This window comes from Luteibacter sp. dw_328, from assembly GCF_018449605.1.
Lineage (GTDB): Bacteria > Pseudomonadota > Gammaproteobacteria > Xanthomonadales > Rhodanobacteraceae > Luteibacter.
Genome location: NZ_JAAVUW010000006.1, coordinates 298,768 through 314,583, shown reverse-complemented (window position 1 = coordinate 314,583; position 15,816 = coordinate 298,768). Strand labels below are relative to the sequence as shown.

The 15,816-nt window shown below is 65.4% G+C and carries 20 protein-coding genes; 12 read left to right on the top strand and 8 right to left on the bottom strand.

From position 1 onward, the window contains the following. The gene (locus tag HB634_RS16385) at positions 1-408 is read right to left on the bottom strand and encodes a hypothetical protein (protein WP_213949351.1); all 408 of its coding nucleotides are present in this window, start codon (positions 406-408) and stop codon (positions 1-3) included. A gap of 107 nt (positions 409-515) precedes the next feature. Further along, entirely contained in the window at positions 516-1,472 is a 957-nt protein-coding gene (gene cysK, locus HB634_RS16380; RefSeq protein ID WP_213949350.1) for a cysteine synthase A, read from the bottom strand. 92 nt (positions 1,473-1,564) lie between these two features. On the opposite strand from cysK, the gene HB634_RS16375 reads away from it, so the two are divergent. Continuing rightward, complete coding sequence (locus tag HB634_RS16375; RefSeq protein ID WP_063574061.1) at positions 1,565-1,909, top strand: hypothetical protein; 345 nt, start codon at positions 1,565-1,567, stop codon at positions 1,907-1,909. Positions 1,910-1,930: 21 nt separating this feature from the next. On the opposite strand, the gene HB634_RS16370 is transcribed toward HB634_RS16375, so the two are convergent. Further along, complete coding sequence (locus HB634_RS16370; RefSeq protein WP_063574062.1) at positions 1,931-2,818, bottom strand: alpha/beta hydrolase; 888 nt, start codon at positions 2,816-2,818, stop codon at positions 1,931-1,933. Between the two features lie 83 nt (positions 2,819-2,901). Here HB634_RS16370 and HB634_RS16365 point away from each other — a divergent pair, with 83 nt between their 5' ends. The 3 genes from HB634_RS16365 to HB634_RS16355 all read left to right on the top strand — a co-directional run bounded on the left by HB634_RS16365 (position 2,902) and on the right by HB634_RS16355 (position 6,200). After that, positions 2,902-3,447, top strand: coding sequence for a TetR/AcrR family transcriptional regulator (locus tag HB634_RS16365; RefSeq protein ID WP_213949349.1), 546 nt, complete (start codon positions 2,902-2,904; stop codon positions 3,445-3,447). A 93-nt stretch (positions 3,448-3,540) separates the two neighbouring features. Next, on the top strand, positions 3,541-4,776 hold the full coding sequence (locus tag HB634_RS16360; RefSeq protein WP_213949348.1) for a cation:proton antiporter: 1,236 nt from the start codon (positions 3,541-3,543) through the stop codon (positions 4,774-4,776). 59 nt (positions 4,777-4,835) lie between these two features. Further along, positions 4,836-6,200 carry a GGDEF domain-containing protein gene (locus HB634_RS16355; RefSeq protein ID WP_213949346.1) on the top strand — a complete coding sequence of 455 codons (1,365 nt, stop codon included), beginning with the start codon at positions 4,836-4,838 and terminating at the stop codon, positions 6,198-6,200. Between the two features lie 6 nt (positions 6,201-6,206). Here the strand turns inward: HB634_RS16355 and HB634_RS16350 are convergent, their stop codons facing one another. Further along, on the bottom strand, positions 6,207-6,905 hold the full coding sequence (locus HB634_RS16350) for a VIT family protein (protein WP_063572866.1): 699 nt from the start codon (positions 6,903-6,905) through the stop codon (positions 6,207-6,209). After that, complete coding sequence (locus HB634_RS16345; RefSeq protein ID WP_082879194.1) at positions 6,892-7,503, bottom strand: FUSC family protein; 612 nt, start codon at positions 7,501-7,503, stop codon at positions 6,892-6,894. Before HB634_RS16345 ends, HB634_RS16350 begins: the two co-directional genes overlap by 14 nt. A 100-nt stretch (positions 7,504-7,603) precedes the next feature. Here HB634_RS16345 and HB634_RS16340 point away from each other — a divergent pair, with 100 nt between their 5' ends. Next, positions 7,604-8,110 (top strand): DUF1993 domain-containing protein, encoded by a 507-nt coding sequence (locus tag HB634_RS16340; RefSeq protein WP_063572865.1) that lies wholly within the window; start codon positions 7,604-7,606, stop codon positions 8,108-8,110. 108 nt (positions 8,111-8,218) lie between these two features. Here the strand turns inward: HB634_RS16340 and HB634_RS16335 are convergent, their stop codons facing one another. Together HB634_RS16335 and HB634_RS16330 are read right to left on the bottom strand one after the other, a co-directional pair. Beyond that, the gene (locus HB634_RS16335) at positions 8,219-8,980 is read right to left on the bottom strand and encodes an ABC transporter permease (protein ID WP_063572864.1); all 762 of its coding nucleotides are present in this window, start codon (positions 8,978-8,980) and stop codon (positions 8,219-8,221) included. Further along, on the bottom strand, positions 8,977-9,933 hold the full coding sequence (locus HB634_RS16330; RefSeq protein WP_063572863.1) for an ABC transporter ATP-binding protein: 957 nt from the start codon (positions 9,931-9,933) through the stop codon (positions 8,977-8,979). The genes HB634_RS16335 and HB634_RS16330 overlap by 4 nt, the downstream gene beginning before the upstream one ends. Before the next feature lie 128 nt (positions 9,934-10,061). Here HB634_RS16330 and HB634_RS16325 point away from each other — a divergent pair, with 128 nt between their 5' ends. The 5 genes from HB634_RS16325 (at position 10,062) to HB634_RS16305 (ending at position 14,217) form a co-directional block, all read left to right on the top strand. Further along, entirely contained in the window at positions 10,062-10,556 is a 495-nt protein-coding gene (locus tag HB634_RS16325) for a DUF1993 domain-containing protein (RefSeq protein ID WP_213949344.1), read from the top strand. Continuing rightward, complete coding sequence (locus tag HB634_RS16320; protein ID WP_213949342.1) at positions 10,553-11,137, top strand: DNA-3-methyladenine glycosylase I; 585 nt, start codon at positions 10,553-10,555, stop codon at positions 11,135-11,137. The genes HB634_RS16325 and HB634_RS16320 overlap by 4 nt, the downstream gene beginning before the upstream one ends. A gap of 102 nt (positions 11,138-11,239) precedes the next feature. Further along, on the top strand, positions 11,240-11,521 hold the full coding sequence (locus HB634_RS16315; RefSeq protein ID WP_213949340.1) for a DUF2188 domain-containing protein: 282 nt from the start codon (positions 11,240-11,242) through the stop codon (positions 11,519-11,521). 42 nt (positions 11,522-11,563) lie between these two features. Next, positions 11,564-13,660, top strand: coding sequence for an ATP-dependent DNA helicase DinG (gene dinG / locus HB634_RS16310; RefSeq protein ID WP_063573846.1), 2,097 nt, complete (start codon positions 11,564-11,566; stop codon positions 13,658-13,660). Further along, a complete protein-coding gene (locus HB634_RS16305) occupies positions 13,657-14,217 on the top strand; it encodes a HutD family protein (RefSeq protein ID WP_213949338.1) in 561 nt (186 codons plus the stop codon). The genes dinG and HB634_RS16305 overlap by 4 nt, the downstream gene beginning before the upstream one ends. Here the strand turns inward: HB634_RS16305 and HB634_RS16300 are convergent. Then, a complete protein-coding gene (locus HB634_RS16300; protein WP_213949336.1) occupies positions 14,198-14,524 on the bottom strand; it encodes a hypothetical protein in 327 nt (108 codons plus the stop codon). The genes HB634_RS16305 and HB634_RS16300 overlap by 20 nt on opposite strands. A 215-nt stretch (positions 14,525-14,739) precedes the next feature. Here HB634_RS16300 and HB634_RS16295 point away from each other — a divergent pair, with 215 nt between their 5' ends. Together HB634_RS16295 and HB634_RS16290 are read left to right on the top strand one after the other, a co-directional pair. Then, positions 14,740-15,276, top strand: coding sequence for a lipocalin family protein (locus HB634_RS16295; protein ID WP_213949334.1), 537 nt, complete (start codon positions 14,740-14,742; stop codon positions 15,274-15,276). A gap of 47 nt (positions 15,277-15,323) precedes the next feature. Beyond that, positions 15,324-15,713 carry a YchJ family metal-binding protein gene (locus HB634_RS16290; RefSeq protein WP_213949332.1) on the top strand — a complete coding sequence of 130 codons (390 nt, stop codon included), beginning with the start codon at positions 15,324-15,326 and terminating at the stop codon, positions 15,711-15,713. Positions 15,714-15,816: the final 103 nt, after the last annotated feature.

The following is a 15,816-nucleotide window of genomic DNA, read 5'->3' as shown; positions in this document are numbered from 1 at the left end:
TCAGTACAGTCCCGTCTCGCCTGGCACGGGGTTGTCCTCGCCCGTGCCATCGAGTGCATCGCCGCTCGCGTTGGTGGGGCGGTAACGCGTGGGGTCGTGCTCGTCGTACTCGTCCTGCGTAAGTGCCTTCCGGCGGGCGAGCAACCATGCCGTGGCGAGCGCACTCACGCCAAGACCGACACCGATGGCGATGCCCAGTCTCATACGGTTCCTTCCGGCCCGGCCACTAATGGCCAGCGCTTTGGTCGTCGTCAACGCTTGGCTGGCCAGCGTGCCGGCACGTCCGGCGTAGTCACGCGCGTAACCCCGCGCCAGATCGTAAGCATCGCGGGGTGTGTAGTCTTGCGAGAGTTGCCGGGCTTGCGCGAGGAGCTCCTCGCTGATGGTCTTGCGGCGCAAAAAGGTCATGGGGGTCTCCTCTTCAATTCAGGCGACTACCGTGACGACCACGATGTGATGGCAATGCAGCGATCCCGTTCGGAGCGATTAACGGGACCGCCGCTGCGACCGGGCGATCACCCGAGGCTTTCGAGCCATTCGGTGTCGGACCCTTCTTCCACGCCCTCGAACAGGAAGGTCGACAGGTAGCGCTCACCCGTGTCCGGCAGCATGGCCAGGATGACGCTGTCTTTGGCAGCGCCTTCGGCAAAAGCGAGCGCGGCGGCCACCGTGGCACCCGCCGAAACACCGACGAACAGACCCTCTTCTTTCGCCAGCCGGCGCGCGGTGTCGCGGGCCACGACCTCGTCTACCGGGATATTGCTGTCGAAGACCTTCCTATTGAGGACCTCGGGCACGAAGTCCGGCGTCCAGCCCTGGATCTTGTGTGGCGACCAGGGTTTGTCGGCAAGCAGCGGCGCGGCCGTTGGTTCGGAGACGACGATTTTCGTGTCGGGACGGGCCAGCTTGAGCATCTCGCCGACGCCGGTGAGCGTGCCGCCGGTGCCCCAGCCCGTGACGAAGGCATCGAGGCGACGGCCGGCGAAGTCCTGCAGGATCTCGGACGCGGTGGTGCTGCGGTGGTATGCCGGATTGGCCGGGTTGGCGAACTGCCTCGGCAGGAACCAGCCGTGCTTCGCGGCAAGTTCCTCGGCCCGGCGGACCATCCCGCTACCCCGTTCGGCGGCGGGGGTCAGGATCACCCGGGCGCCATAGGCGCGCATCAGCTTGCGACGCTCGACTGAGAAGCTGTCCGCCATGGTTGCGACGAACTTGTAGCCCTTCGCCGCACAGACCATGGCCAGGGCGACGCCGGTGTTTCCCGAGGTAGCCTCGACGACCGTGTCGCCGGGTTTTAGCAGGCCTTTCTGTTCGGCATCGAGGATGACCGCGATGGCCAGGCGATCTTTGACCGAGCCACCCGGATTGAACGACTCGACCTTGGCGTAGAGCGTGACGTGCGAAGGCGCCAGGCGATGAAGGCGGACGATCGGCGTGCGGCCGATCGTGTCGAGAATGCTGTCGTAGATCATCGGCGTTCCCTTGGCTGGAGGGTAAGAAGCCAAAGGTACTCCCACGACGCATGAGGCGACAAACGCGGGGCGATCGCGCAGACTCCCGCCCCATGAATCGACGTCCATACGCCTTCGTGGCTTTCACGCTCTTCGCCAGCGCGGTATCCGCCCAGGACTATCCGCGCACTCCCGCTGAATACCTCCAGCGGATGGATGCGAACGGTGACGGCCGGATCGACGAGGCGGAGTACGTTCGCTACATGAGCCAGGGCTTCCTGCGCATGGATGTGAACGGAGACGGCGTGATCGACGCGAACGACGGGCCCATGCGGCCCGGCGCCCGGCCGATCCATCTCGACGCGTTCCAGCGCAACCTGATCCACCAGTTCCACAAACTGGACCGGAACAATGACGGCTATCTCAATGCGAAGGAACTCTCGCAGCCGCCGATGTGAAGGCGACGGCGGCGACCTACCTCAGGCTTTCAGCTTGCGACCGAGGAAGTCACGGATGTAACCGGCGATCTCGTTCGCATGGGTCTCCAGTGCGAAGTGCCCCGTGTCGAGGAAGTGCACCTCTGCCTCCGGCAGGTCACGCTTATAGGCCTCGGCGCCGGGCGGAATGAAAAACGGATCGTGCTTGCCCCACACGGCCAGTAGCGGCGGCTGGTGCGCGCGAAAATACGCCTGGAAATCCGGGTAGAGCGCGACGTTGCTGCGGTAGTCGAGGATCAGGTCGAGCTGGATCTCGTCGGCGCCGGGGCGGCCCATATAGGCGATATCCAGCGTGTAGCCATCCGGCGACAACCGGCTCAGATCGGTGCCCGTGCCGTACTGGATGTCGCGAATGGTTTCCGGCGCAAGCGCGTCGCGGGTGGCCTCCCGGTTTGCCGGCGTGGGCTCGCGCCAGTAACGCTGCCACGACTCCCAGCCCGCGCTGAAGCCGTCGAGGTACGCATTGCCGTTCTGCGTGATGATCGCGGTGACCCGCTCCGGGTGGGCGAGTGCCAGGCGCAGGCCGGTTGGCGCGCCGTAGTCGAAGATATAGAGCGCGTAGCTGGTCAGGCCGATCGCATCGACGAAGCCACCGACGACCTGCGCCAGGTTGTCGAACGTGTAGTCGAAGTCGCCCCGCTTCGGGGCCTTCGTCTGGCCGTAGCCCGGAAGGTCAGGGGCGATCACACGGTAGCGGTCGGCCAGCAGCGGAATCAGGTCGCGGAACATGTGGCCGGAGGTCGGAAACCCGTGCAGGAGCAGGATCACCGGAGCGTCGGCCGGGCCGGCCTCCCGGTAGAAGACATCGACGTTGCCGACGGCCTGGCTGCGGTAGCGGACGGTCGGAAGGACGGGAGCGGGAGCATTCATGGCGGGTCTCCGGGGGGAATGAACTTCGAGGGCCGATCTGTTAAAATAGATCCGACCGGTCGGTAGTTTATGAGGAAGATTCGATGAAAGCAAGCCTGGGTTCGATCGTGCGCGAGGCACGGGAGCTGTTTCGACATCACGGCTACGACGGCGCTTCCATGCAGGACCTCGCCACGAAGGTCGGCCTGAAGAAGGCCAGCCTGTACACGCGCTTCCCGACCAAGGAAGCCCTGGTACCCGAAGTACTCACCCTGACCAATGACGAACTGTTCGTTGACCTGCCGGAAGCCGATCCTCTCGCCGCCTATGGCGTGGTGCTGGAACGGATCGCCCGTGGCTTGTCGGCGGAGACCCGCTGCGTCGGCTTGCATCTGGCCTATGGCGCATCGGGACCCGATACCCCGGACGCGGCGAAAGCGGTGCGTGGGTTCTTCACCGGACAGCGCGACAGGCTGGCGGCATTGCTGGCACCGTCGGTGGGTGAGGCGCGTGCGCGCGAGCTGGCGGGGGATGCGATCGCGCGGCTGGAGGGGGCGACGGTGTGGACGGTGGTGGAGGGGGACGTCGAGCCGATGGCGCGGGCGTTGCGGTTATCGTTGAGCGAGGCGGCGAGCAGCCATCGCCGATAAATCGGCGCGTGCCCGGCCGGCCGCCGGTGAGCTGGGGTGGTGTTCGTAAGAGTGTGCGGTCCTGTACGCTCTGCCGGGGCTTGGGGAGAGCGAATGAGCACGACGGAACTGTTCTTGATCGCGATGACGATCATCCTTGGCGTGCCGTATCTGATCTGGCGCGTGTTTCGAACCGACTACTGGGCACCGCTGGTGGTGGTGCAGATCCTCACCGGCATTCTGCTCGGGCCTGGGGTGCTCGGAAAAATCTTTCCCGGCTACTACGCGACCGTGTTCGCGCCGCCGGTGATCGCGGCGCTCAACGGCATCGCCTGGTGGGCGGTGATGATCTTCGTCTGGATCGCCGGTATCGAGCTGGATCTGCGCGAGGTATGGAAGCAACGCCGAGAATGCGGCACGACGGCCGCGTTCGCCCTGGGTGCGCCACTGCTCACCGGCTGCCTTGCCGCCATCGGCATGCTGGCGTGGCGGGCAGGCTGGATGGGCGAGTCGGCGAGCACGTGGCAATTTGTCCTCGGCATCGGCATGGCCTGCGCGGTGACTGCTTTGCCCATTCTCATCCTACTGATGGAGAAGATGGGCATCCTGCGCGAGCCGCTTGGCCAGCGCGTACTGCGCTATGCCAGCCTCGACGACCTCGCTATCTGGGCCGTTCTCGCGATCATCCTGCTGGACTGGCAGCGCGTCGGTCACCAGCTCGCCTTCCTGGCCATCTTCGCCGTGGCGGCGTGGCTCTTCCGTCGCCTCATGGCACGCGTGACGGAGATGGACCGCTACTTCATCGGCCTCGTCTGGCTCGCTGCCTGTGGCTATGGCGCCGACTGGTGCGGCCTGCATTTCATGGTCGGTGCGTTCCTCGCCGGAGCCGTCATGGAGCGCGAGTGGTTCAGCCTCGAACGCCTCGACGGGCTTCGGCACAACGTATTACTCGTCGTCATGCCCGTCTATTTTCTTTCCACCGGCCTGCGCACGAACTGGCAGTTCGGCGGCACCGCGGTGTTCGTCGCCGCGGCGTTGTTGCTGGTGGCTTCCGTGGTGGGCAAACTCGCGGGGGTGGGTGTGGCAGGAAAACTGCTCGGCTGGAAGCGCGGCGACGCATGGACCGTCGGGTGGCTGCTGCAGACGAAGGCATTGATCATGATTATCTTCGTCAACGTGCTGCTCGACCGCCACATCATCACCAGCGAAACCTTCACCGCTCTGCTGCTCATGGCGGTGGCGAGCACCATGCTGACGGTGCCCATCGTGGCGCCCCGGCTCAAGCGCGAGGATTTTCGGTCCGCACCGGTTGAGCGAACCACCGGGCCGAACGCCGAATTGCCGAGCTAACCCCCGTGATTTCTCGTAGTATGGCGCACGTATTCGGCAGTTAACGCGACCGTTGGGGCGTGCGTTTGGACAACCAGGTCTGGGAAAGCAAGTATCACGAGGCCGTCGATCGGTTGAGCCGTGAAGAAGCACAGTGGCGGACCGCCGAGTCCCTGCTGCGCCAGCTCGTCGGTTGTCTCGGTCGCGCGGCGCACGGCGCCCATGACCAGGTCGATCCCCACATCGAACGTCTGTCCGGTGCCCTGCAGGGCCCGATGGACGCGATGACCCTCGAGCCCCTTGTCAACGGCCTGACCGAGGCGATGAACAACCTGGGCGCCCGCCCGCGCGGCACGCTCGCTGAACGTTCGATCGCGATCACCCGCCCGACGCGCACGGAGCATGGTTCGTCGGTGCAGTCCGCGCTGAGTCGCCTGGTCGATCGCATCATCGTGCTGCCACGCCTGGCTGACCGTGCCAACGAACTGCGCCACGACGTGGCCGATGCGGGCGACCTGGTCGCCCTCGCCACCTGCGGCGATCGCCTTGCCGATCTCATCAACGAACAGCGCCTCGGCCTCCAGCGCGAGATCGATGCCCTGCAAGGCGTGCTTCGCCACGTCACCAGCCGGCTCGACGAACTCAGCCAGTACATGTCGCGCGAACTGGCCGACCAGTCCACCGGCGAAGCCAATGGCCAGGCGCTGGATGCATCGGTCGCCCACGAGATGCGCCTGCTCAGCGAGGCCGCGCTCGAATACGACGACGTGCACGACCTGCGCGAGCGGGTGAACAGCTGTCTGGAAACCATTGCGCAGTGCTTCAGCGAGTTCCGCGACCGCGAAGGGTCGCGTCTCACCGCGTACCGCGACCGCGCCGAACGCATGCGCCAGCGTATCGAGCAACTGGAAACCGAACGCAACACCTTGCAGCGTTCGTTGGAACGCGAGCACGAACTGGCGCAGACCGACACCATGATCGGCATGCCCAACCGCCTCGCTTACGAGAAGCGCATCGAGGCCGCTTTCGAAAGCTGGCAGACCACGACGCGTCCGCTAAGCATCGCGGCCATCGACATCGATCACTTCAAGAGCATCAACGATACCTACGGCCACACCGCCGGCGATGCCGTGCTGCGGATCATCGGCCAGGCGCTGCTCAAGCACGTGCGTCCCTGCGACTTCGTCGCGCGTTACGGTGGCGAGGAGTTCATCGTGCTGTTCGATGGTGCGGACGAGGCCGAATCCATGCAGGTTTGCGAACGCCTGCGCGGCAAGATCCAGCACCTCGCTTTCCACGCCAGCCGCCAGCCGGTGCGTGTGACTGCCTCCATCGGCCTGGCCCAGTTCCAGCCGGGCGACACGCCGCAGACCGTGTTCGATCGCGCCGACCTCGCCCTGTACACGGCGAAGAACGGTGGCCGCAACCGCTGCGTCTCGGGTTAAGACCGCTCAGACCGCCGCGTCGAAGAGTCGGCCGACAACGGCCGATGAAGCCATCGCCAGCGCACCCCAGAAGACGATACGCGCGACGCTGCGTGGCAGGTTCGCGCCGCCAAGCCGCGCGGAGATCGCACCGAGAAACGCGAGTGCGAGGAGCGACACGCCGACGGTGATCAGCGCCAGTCGCTCCCTGGGTGACCACACCGCCGCAAGAATCGGCAGGATGGCGCCCGCCGCGAAACTCACCGCCGAGGCTGCTGCCGCCTGAAGTGGCTTCGCCGCCGTCGTAACGGAAAGCCCGAGTTCGTCGCGCGCGTGGGCTTCCAGGGCGTTGTGACGCATCAGTTGTTCCGCCACCTCGTGAGCCAGCGTCCGTTCGAGGCCACGTCGCACGTAAATCTCGGTGAGCTCCTTGTGTTCGCCGGTGGGATCCTCGAGCAGTTCGCGCGACTCCAAGTCCAGCTCCGCTTGTTCGCTGTCTGCCTGCGAACGCACGGAGACGTATTCACCCGCCGCCATCGACATCGCGCCGGCAACGAGTCCGGCAACGCCAGCGAGCAACACGCTGCCCGACGTCGCCTGCGCCGACGCCACGCCGACGAGCAGGCTCGCCGTCGACAGGATGCCGTCGTTCGCGCCGAGTACCGCGGCGCGCAGCCAGCCGATGCGATCCAGCCGGTGGTGTTCGCGGTGTTTAGGCCTGAGCATCGGGCGCTTTCTCCTGGTCACGCATGACACGCGTTTCAATGAATGAGGCAAGCCAGCCGATGGCGATCGCGCATAGCGTTCCGAGCACCACTTCGCCGACACGATAGAACGCGATTTCCCACGACGGCCCCTGGCTGGGCACGAGCAGGACGATGGTCGCGGTGATGCCGCCCAGGCGTGCCGCAGGACCCGCGCCGGCGGTCCAACAGGCCAGCGTCACCAGACCCACGGCCAGTGCATAGGAGAGTATCTCGCCGGGGCCGCCGATCCACAGGCCGAGTAGGCCCGCGGCCGCACCGATGGCGGTGCCGAGGCAGCGGTCACGCGCGGCGCCACGGGTGTCGCCGAAGTTGGGTTGGGTCACTGCAATCGCGGTGATCGCCGCCCAGAAGGCCTGCTCCGTGTGCAATGCGTGGCCGATGGCGTACGCCAGCAGAGATGCCGCCAGCACCTTCACCGCCATCATCAGGCCCTGGCTCACGCGACGGTGCAGGGGCATGTCGCGGGCGAGGCGGTCCAGCGCGGCCTGGGCCCGACCCAGCCGGATCAGCCTGAGCAGGGACCTGCGGGGGCCTTCATTCGGTTCGGGAGGACTCATGGCGACATCGTACCCGTAGACCCCGTCGACGCGCCGCCAACGAACCCGCAAACTACGCCGCCGCGGCCAACCGGCCGCTACCCACGACAAGAGTCCCTCCATGTCCATTTCCATGTACCAGACCTGCGTGCCCGTCCTCGTGCGCGCACTGAACAACCTCTCCGCCATTCTCGGCAAGGGTGCTGCCCACGCCGCCGAGCGCAACATCGCACCGGACGTGCTGCTGCACACGCGCATCACCCCCGACATGTTCCCGCTGATCCGCCAGGTGCAGATCGCCACGGACATGGCCAAGGGTGCAGGCGCCCGCCTCGCCGGCGTCGAGCCGCCGAAGATGGAAGACAACGAGACCACCTTCGAGGAACTGCAGACGCGCATCGCCACGGTGATCGCGCAGCTTCAGGCGTACACCCCGGCGCAGATCGATGGCAGCGAAGAGCGCGTGGTGGTTCTGAAGTCGCGTAGCGGCGAACAGACGTTCCGCGGCCAGGATTACCTGCTGGGCTTCGTCCTGCCGAACGTGTACTTCCACAGCACCACGGCGTACGCCATCCTGCGCGGCGTCGGCGTCGTGCTGGGCAAGAGCGACTTCATCGGCAAGCCGTAAAGCGTCCGCTCGTGCTCCTTGTAGGAGCCGATTCATCGGCGATTGGGTGCTAGCGGCACCCTTCCCCGCAACCGCGGGATCGCCGATGAATCGGCTCCTACATTTTGTTTATGCCTTCAGCTTCCAGCCGGTGCGGAAGATCCACCAGACCACGCCGAGGCAGACCAGCAGGAAGCCTACCGTCGCACCGGCGCTCACCAGCACGTTCACGTCGGCCTGTCCGTAGAAGCTCCATCGGAAGCCGTTGACCAGGTACACCACCGGGTTGAACAGCGTGATCTTCTGCCACACGGGCGGCAGCATGTTGATCGAATAGAAGCTGCCACCGAGGAAGGTGAGCGGCGTGATCACCATCAACGGCACCACCTGCAGTTTCTGGAAGTCGTCCGCCCAGAGGCCGATGATGAAACCGAACAGGCTGAAGGTCACCGCGGTAAGGATCAGGAAGGCGAGCATCCAGAACGGGTGCTGGATTTCGTAGGCGACGAAGAAACGCGCCGTCAGCAGGATAAGCAGGCCGAGGATCACCGACTTGGTCGCCGCCGCACCCACGTAACCGATCACCACTTCCACATACGACACGGGCGCCGACAACAGCTCGTAGATCGTACCGGCCCACTTCGGCATGTAGATGCCGAACGATGCGTTGGAAATGCTCTCGTTGAGCAACGACAGCATGATCAGGCCGGGAATGATGAAGGCGCCATAGCTGACCCCGCCGATTGCGCCCATGCGCGAACCGATCGCCGCGCCGAAGACCACGAAGTACAGCGACGTCGACAGCACGGGCGACGCGATGCTTTGCATCAGCGTGCGGAAGGTGCGAGCCATTTCGAAGCGATAGATGGCACGGATCGCATGGATGTTCATACGCCGCCCCTCACCAGGCTAACGAAAATATCCTCAAGCGAACTCTCGCTCGAGTGCAGGTCCTTGAAGTCGATACCAAGCTCGCCCAGCTTGCGCAACAGCATCGCGATACCGGTGTCGTTGCCCTGCGTATCGAAGGTATAGGTGAGGCACTGGCCGTCGCCTGACAGTTCCAGCGGCCATTCGCGCAGGCCTTCCGGTACGGATTCGAGCGGGCTCTGCAAGGACAGCGTGAGCTGCTTCTTGCCCAGCTTCTGCATCAGCGTGTGCTTCTCTTCCACCAGCACGATCTCGCCGCGATTGATGACACCGATGCGGTCGGCCATCTGCTCGGCTTCTTCGATGTAGTGCGTCGTGAGGATGATGGTGACGCCCGACTCGCGCAGGCGACGAACCATCTCCCACATGTCGTGACGCAGTTCCACATCGACACCCGCCGTCGGTTCGTCGAGGAATAACACGCGCGGTTCGTGGGCGAGCGCCTTGGCGATCAGGACGCGTCGTTTCATGCCGCCGGAGAGCGCCATGATTTTCGAATCCTTCTTTTCCCACAGCGACAGGTCGCGCAGGATGCGTTCCAGATGCACCGGGTTCGGCGCCTTGCCGAACAGGCCGCGACTGAACTTCACGGTGGCCCAGACCGTCTCGAAGGCGTCGGTGGACAACTCCTGCGGCACCAGGCCGATCAGGCCACGCGCCGCGCGGTAGTCGCGCACGATGTCGTGGCCATCGACATGCACACTGCCTTCGCTACCATTGGCGATGCCGCAGATAATGCTGATGAGCGTGGTTTTACCGGCACCGTTAGGGCCGAGCAGGGCGAAGATCTCGCCACGGCGGATCTCGAGGTCCACCTTGTTGAGCGCCCGAAGGCCGCTCTTGTAGTACTTGGATAACCCGCGCACCGAGACAATGGCATCGGGTGAGGAAGTCGTGGCTTGGACTGGCGACATGGGGACCCGCGGATCGATGGGTAAGGCGGCCGATGGTAGACCGATTGGGCGAAGACTGCCTGCCTTGTCGGATGCCCTTGCCACCCCCAGATCGAAGCGGATTGCCCAACCCAGAGGCCCTGCCCGCCATGACCATTTCCGCTTACGACGCGTCAGTACCTGTCTTCATCCGTGGTTTCCGCGTGCTGGCCGAACTGCTGGACAAGGCCGAGGCCCAGCCTGATGGCGCCCGGTTCATCGACGCCCGTCTCGCCCCGGACATGCTGACCCTTGCCGGTCAGGTGCAGCGCGCCAGCGACACGGCCAAGTTCGCCATCGCCCGTATCGGCGAGGTGCAGCCGCCGTCCTTCGACGACAACGAGACCACCTTCGCCGATCTGCGCAAACGTATCGACAGCACGGTGGCCTGGATCGAATCGGTGGACCGTGCCGTCATCGAGGCCGGCGAAACGCGCCCCCTGACGCGCAAGTTCAAGGACACCGAACACAGCTTTACCGCCGCGTCGTACCTGCTGACCTTCGCCATCCCCAATTTCTTTTTCCACGTGACGACCGCGTACGACATCCTCCGCAATAACGGCGTGGCTATCGGCAAACTGGATTACCTCGGTTTCAACGCATGACCGATGGCAAGACCCGCTGTGCCTGGGGCGAGTCCGACGAGCTCATGCGCGCCTACCACGACACCGAGTGGGGCGTGCCTGAGCGCGACGGACGCAAGCTATGGGAGAAGCTGATCCTCGACGGCTTCCAGGCCGGCCTGTCGTGGCGCACCATCCTCGCTCGCCGGGACGGGTTCCGACGGGCCTTCGACGGCTTCGATCCGGAGCGCGTGGCCGCCTATGGCGCCGACGATGTCGCCCGCTTGCTCGGCGACGCCGGGATCATCCGCTCACGCAGCAAGATCGGCGCTGCGATCAACAACGCGAAGGCCTACCTCGCCATGCGCGATGCGGGCGAGGATTTTTCCCGGTTCTGCTGGGATGTCGTGGGTGGCGCGCCGATCGCCTGGGAAGGCCCGGTGCCGCCGAACAGCCCTCTCTCGGCGGACATCTCGAAGGCCCTGCGCCAGCGCGGTTTCACCTTCGTCGGGCCGACCATCGTGTTCGCCTGGCTGGAGGCCACCGGCCTGATCAACTCGCATGCCCCGTATTGTTTCCGGCGCAAGGAAGTCGCCCGCAAGACCTTGCGCGACAAGGGTTAACGGGTTTTTTCGGCGGGGCGGCGTAGCGTGGACTCAGCGCCCCGGGGCGCGTTTCGTCAGGTCTACCCATCTCAGGTCTTCCCACCGATAGCGAGGGTTCCCATGGCTTCGAGCTCCGCCCAACTGTTTATTCCGTACAGCGAATCGACACAGGGACCGTGGATCGTACGCCGTGCCTCCATGCCCCTCGGCCGTTACGCCTCGCAGCCCATGGCGATCGCCGCCGCAGAGGCGCTGGCCCCCGGACTGTCCGACAGCCTGGGTCGCCCGGTCGAAATCCATGTCCAGCAAGCCGACGGCACATGGGAAGAACACACCTACGTCGTCGCCGGCCTTGTCGCTGGTACCCCGGTGCCTCCCGTCGGCATCAACCGACACGCCTGAGCGTCGTGAGGTGAGACGGGTATGAGGTAACCTTGGTCGGTTATGCTCACCGACGACACCAAAGCCGCGATCCGCGCGGCGTATACGCGGCTGAAGGACGGCCTTGCGGGGTTCCGCGGGCGTGCCTCGCAGCTGAAGATGATCGCCGAGGTGGCCAAGGCACTGGCGGAGCCCGGCGGCGCGGCCGTGATCGAGGCGCCGACCGGTACCGGTAAGTCCATGGCCTACCTCATCGCCGGCCTGGAGGTCGCTCGCGCCCAGAAGAAGAAGCTGGTGATCGCCACCGCCACGGTGGCCTTGCAGGAACAGCTGGTCCAGCGTGACATTCCCCAGTACCTGACGCTTTGCGGTGTCGAGGCGAAGATCGCCCTGGCCAAGGGCCGCGCCCGTTACCTGTGCCCGCGCAATCTGCGCATGGCCGGTGCGGAGCCGACGGCCCAGGGGGGCTTCGAGTTCGACGCCGACGTCGCGCTTTGGGCACGTCCGCCGGCGGAGCGCGATACCAAGGCCGTGGCGAAACTCAGCCAGGCCTTCGAATCGCGCGAGTGGAATGGCGATATCGACACCAGCCCCGAGCCGCTGTCGGACCTGGTGCGCGGCATGGTGACCACGAGCGCGGGCGGCTGCACGGGTCGCAAGTGCGGTGCTTTCGCGGTCTGCCCGTTCTTCGTCGCCCGCCGGCTCATCGGTGAGGCCGATATCGTGGTCGCCAACCAGGACCTCGTGCTTGCCGACCTGACGATGCCGCGGGACGAAGACACCTTCGGCGGCGTGATCCTGCCCAAGCCGGAAGAGACCCTCTACATTTTTGATGAGGCACACCACGTGCCCGCCAAGGCGATCGACCGTGGCGCCGCCGACGTGCATCTGGCCACGGCCGTGCGTCGCATCGGCCGCCTGCAGAATCAGATCCACGCCGCGTATTCGCTGACCGACAAGGAAAGCATCGGCAACCTCTCGCTCGAAGCGGGCGACGAGAAGCTGGTGACGATGTCCGGCGCGCTCGAGGAAATCGAGCGCGAGATCCGCATGTCGTGGACGCCATCGTCCAGCGAAACCGAACCCGTGTTCCGTGCCTCGCTCGGCCAACTTCCGGAGAACTGGAAGATGCACGCCGAGCATCTGCACCTGGTGACCAAGGACATCCAGCGCTGGCTGCGCACGGTCCGCCGTACCGTGGTGGAAATGGAGGCCGGTGGTCCGACCCAGGAAGCGCTGTCGCGCGAACTCGGCGTGGCGCTGGAGCGCCTCGATCGCCAGGTACGCACCTGGTATGCGTGGTCCACCGACGATCGCGAGAACGCGCCACCGCTTGCTCGCTGGGTCACGATGACGCCCGAGCAGCAGCTCGTCTGCCATGCTTCCGCGGTGTCGGCCGGTGGCCTGCTGCGCACCGTGCTCTGGGACAACGCCTCGGCCGTGGTGATGACCTCGGCCACGCTGAGCGCGGGTGGCAACTTCCGCGGCTTCGCCGATTCGGTCGGCCTGCCCAACGACGCCCTCACGCTCAGCCTGCCCTCGCCCTTCGACCTGGAAAGGCAGGCCACGCTCACCGTGCCCGCACTCACCGCCATGCCGGACGATCGCGAAGGCCATGCGCGCGAAGTGTCAGGCTGGCTGGCGAAGAACCTCGACTGGGACGCTGGCAACCTCGTGCTGTTCACCTCTCGTGCCAAGCTCGATCGCGTGCTGCAGATCCTGCCGATCGAGTTCGTGCGCAAGGTACGCGCGCAGGGCTCGCTGTCGAAGGCGCAACTCATCGCCGAGCACCGTGAAGACATCGAAGCCGGCAAGGGCAGCACCCTGTTCGGCCTCGCCTCGTTCGGCGAAGGTCTCGACCTGCCGGGCAAGCTCTGCGAGACCGTGGTCGTGACGCAGTTGCCCTTCGCCGTACCCACCGACCCGGTGGGCGCGACGTATGCGGAGTGGCTGGAGTCGCGCGGGCGCAATCCCTTCATCGAAGTGAGCGTGCCGGATGCCACGCGCATCCTCACCCAGTATTGCGGCCGCCTGATCCGTACCGAGACCGATACCGGGCGTATCGTGCTGCTGGATCGCCGCGTCATTACCAAACGCTACGGCACGGGCATGCTTCGCGCCCTGCCGCCGTTCGCCCGCAACATCGAGCGCGTCGCATGACCATCATTCCCTTTGCCGCGCTGAAGGCCGTACCGTGGAAGAACGGCCTGGGTATCACGCGTGAGATCGCGGTTGAACCAGGCGGCGCGACGATGGATGACTTCGTCTGGCGCGTGAGCATTGCGGACGTCGACACGGCATCGCCGTTCTCGCGTTTTCCGGGTATCGATCGGACCATCGTGCTGCTCGAGGGCGATGGCTTCACGATGAGGCTGGATGACGATCGCGAGCATGCGTTGACGACGCCTTGCCTGCCGTTTGCCTTCGCGGGTGAGGCAGCCGTCGAGGTCGTACTGGCCGGCGGCGCGACGCGAGATTTCAATCTGATGGTGCGTCGTGGTGCGATGCGGGGCGTCATCGAGGTGATGCGCGGGCCCATGACGTTGACGCTCGACAGCGAGACCGCCCTGGTCTATCTGGCGCGGGGCGAAGCGCATATCGATGGCAACGCGACGCGGCCCGTGCATGCCGGCGACAGCGTGCGTGGCGTCGGCGAGCTCACGCTAGCAGCAGACGCCACGGCCCTGCTCGTCCGGGTCAGGCCTGCGGCGGACTGAGCGGATCGTCGTCGGTCGGGTCGCTATCGATCGTTGGCCGCTTCCACAACTCTACCGAGGCCAGCTGGAAGCGGGCCGGCGGCACCCCCTCCTCCCACTTCTCGATGCCCGGGAAGTACTCGCGCATCACCGCGACCAAGGCCGCGAAGCCGCTATCCAGCTCGGATACCGCCAGCACGGGCTCACCGTCGATATGGAAGAACACAAACACCGTGTCGGCCGTCGTATTGTCCCGGTTGCCAGCCTCGATGCGCCGGATCCGCTCCATCGCCACCTCGCGCGTACGGAACGGGCCCAAGTGAACCACGACAACGCCTGACTCCTGGTCGAAATGGACCTTCGGCCGCCAGGTGAGGTTCTCACGCAGGCGGGTCCATAGGGGTCGGGGCGTTGATTTGGGGCCCATTGCGGCGGTGTCTCTGGTCGGCTCCACCTCGTTATCGGCCGGGAACTCGTAGGATTTAGTTGTAGTTCACCGCCGCAGGGCATCGTAGGGAATCCGCTCCACAGGAATGCACCGCCATGCGCGATCTTTTCGTCGCCCTTTCTCTGGCCATGGCCACGTCCACCGCCGTCGCCACCGTTCCCCTTGCGCCCGTGCCCGACCTCGATCTGGCCCGCTACGCCGGCACATGGCACGAGATCGCCCGCCTGCCCATGTGGTTCCAGCGCAAATGCGAGCGCGACGTCACCGCCCACTACGAGCCGAATCCGGACGGCACGGTCGCCGTACACAACGCCTGCGTCACGGCTGAGGGGAAGACCATCGCCAGCGATGGCGTGGCTCGCCGCCCGGACAATTTCGCCCGAGGCAAGCTGCAGGTGCGCTTCGCCCCGGCCTGGCTGTCGTGGGTGCCGATGGTCTGGGCCGATTATTGGGTGCTCGCCCTGGATAGCGACTACCGATGGGCCCTCGTGGGCCAGCCGGGGCGGAAGTATCTTTGGATCCTGTCGCGCGAACCCAGCATGGATCGGGCGACCTTCGAGTCATTGAAGAAACAGGCCACAGCGATGGGCTACGACCTCACGCCACTCATCGTGTCCGGCAAGATCGACTAAGGCCGCTGCCTGCTAGGATGCCGGTCCCCGAATCAGTGGCCCTGCCGATGCCCCTCTCCACACCCTGTCCCTGTGGGTCCGGCGCCAGCCTCGCGGACTGTTGCGGCCGCTGGCATGCCGGTGAAGCGGCACCGACGGCCGAAGCGCTGATGCGGTCGCGTTATAGCGCCTACGTGCTCGGCCTCGAGGACTACCTGCTGGCGACGTGGCACGAAAGCACACGACCTGTCGAACTCGGTCTGGCGACGCAATCGCCCAAACCGACGTGGCTGGGTCTCAGCGTGAAGCGCCACGAAAACCCGACGCCGGACACGGCGATCGTGGCGTTCGTGGCGCGGCTACGTATGGGCGGTGGCAGTGCGGAGCGCATGCGCGAGACCAGCCGTTTCGTGCGCGAAGGCGGGCGTTGGTTCTACGTCGACGGCGCCCTCGACTGATCTTTCTTAAGCCGATCATTCCGCGACGGATGCGAAGACCGGTGCGCGACAAGATGTTCCTCATTGAGCTCCGCGCCTGACGTAGTCCAGTGCGACGGGGAAG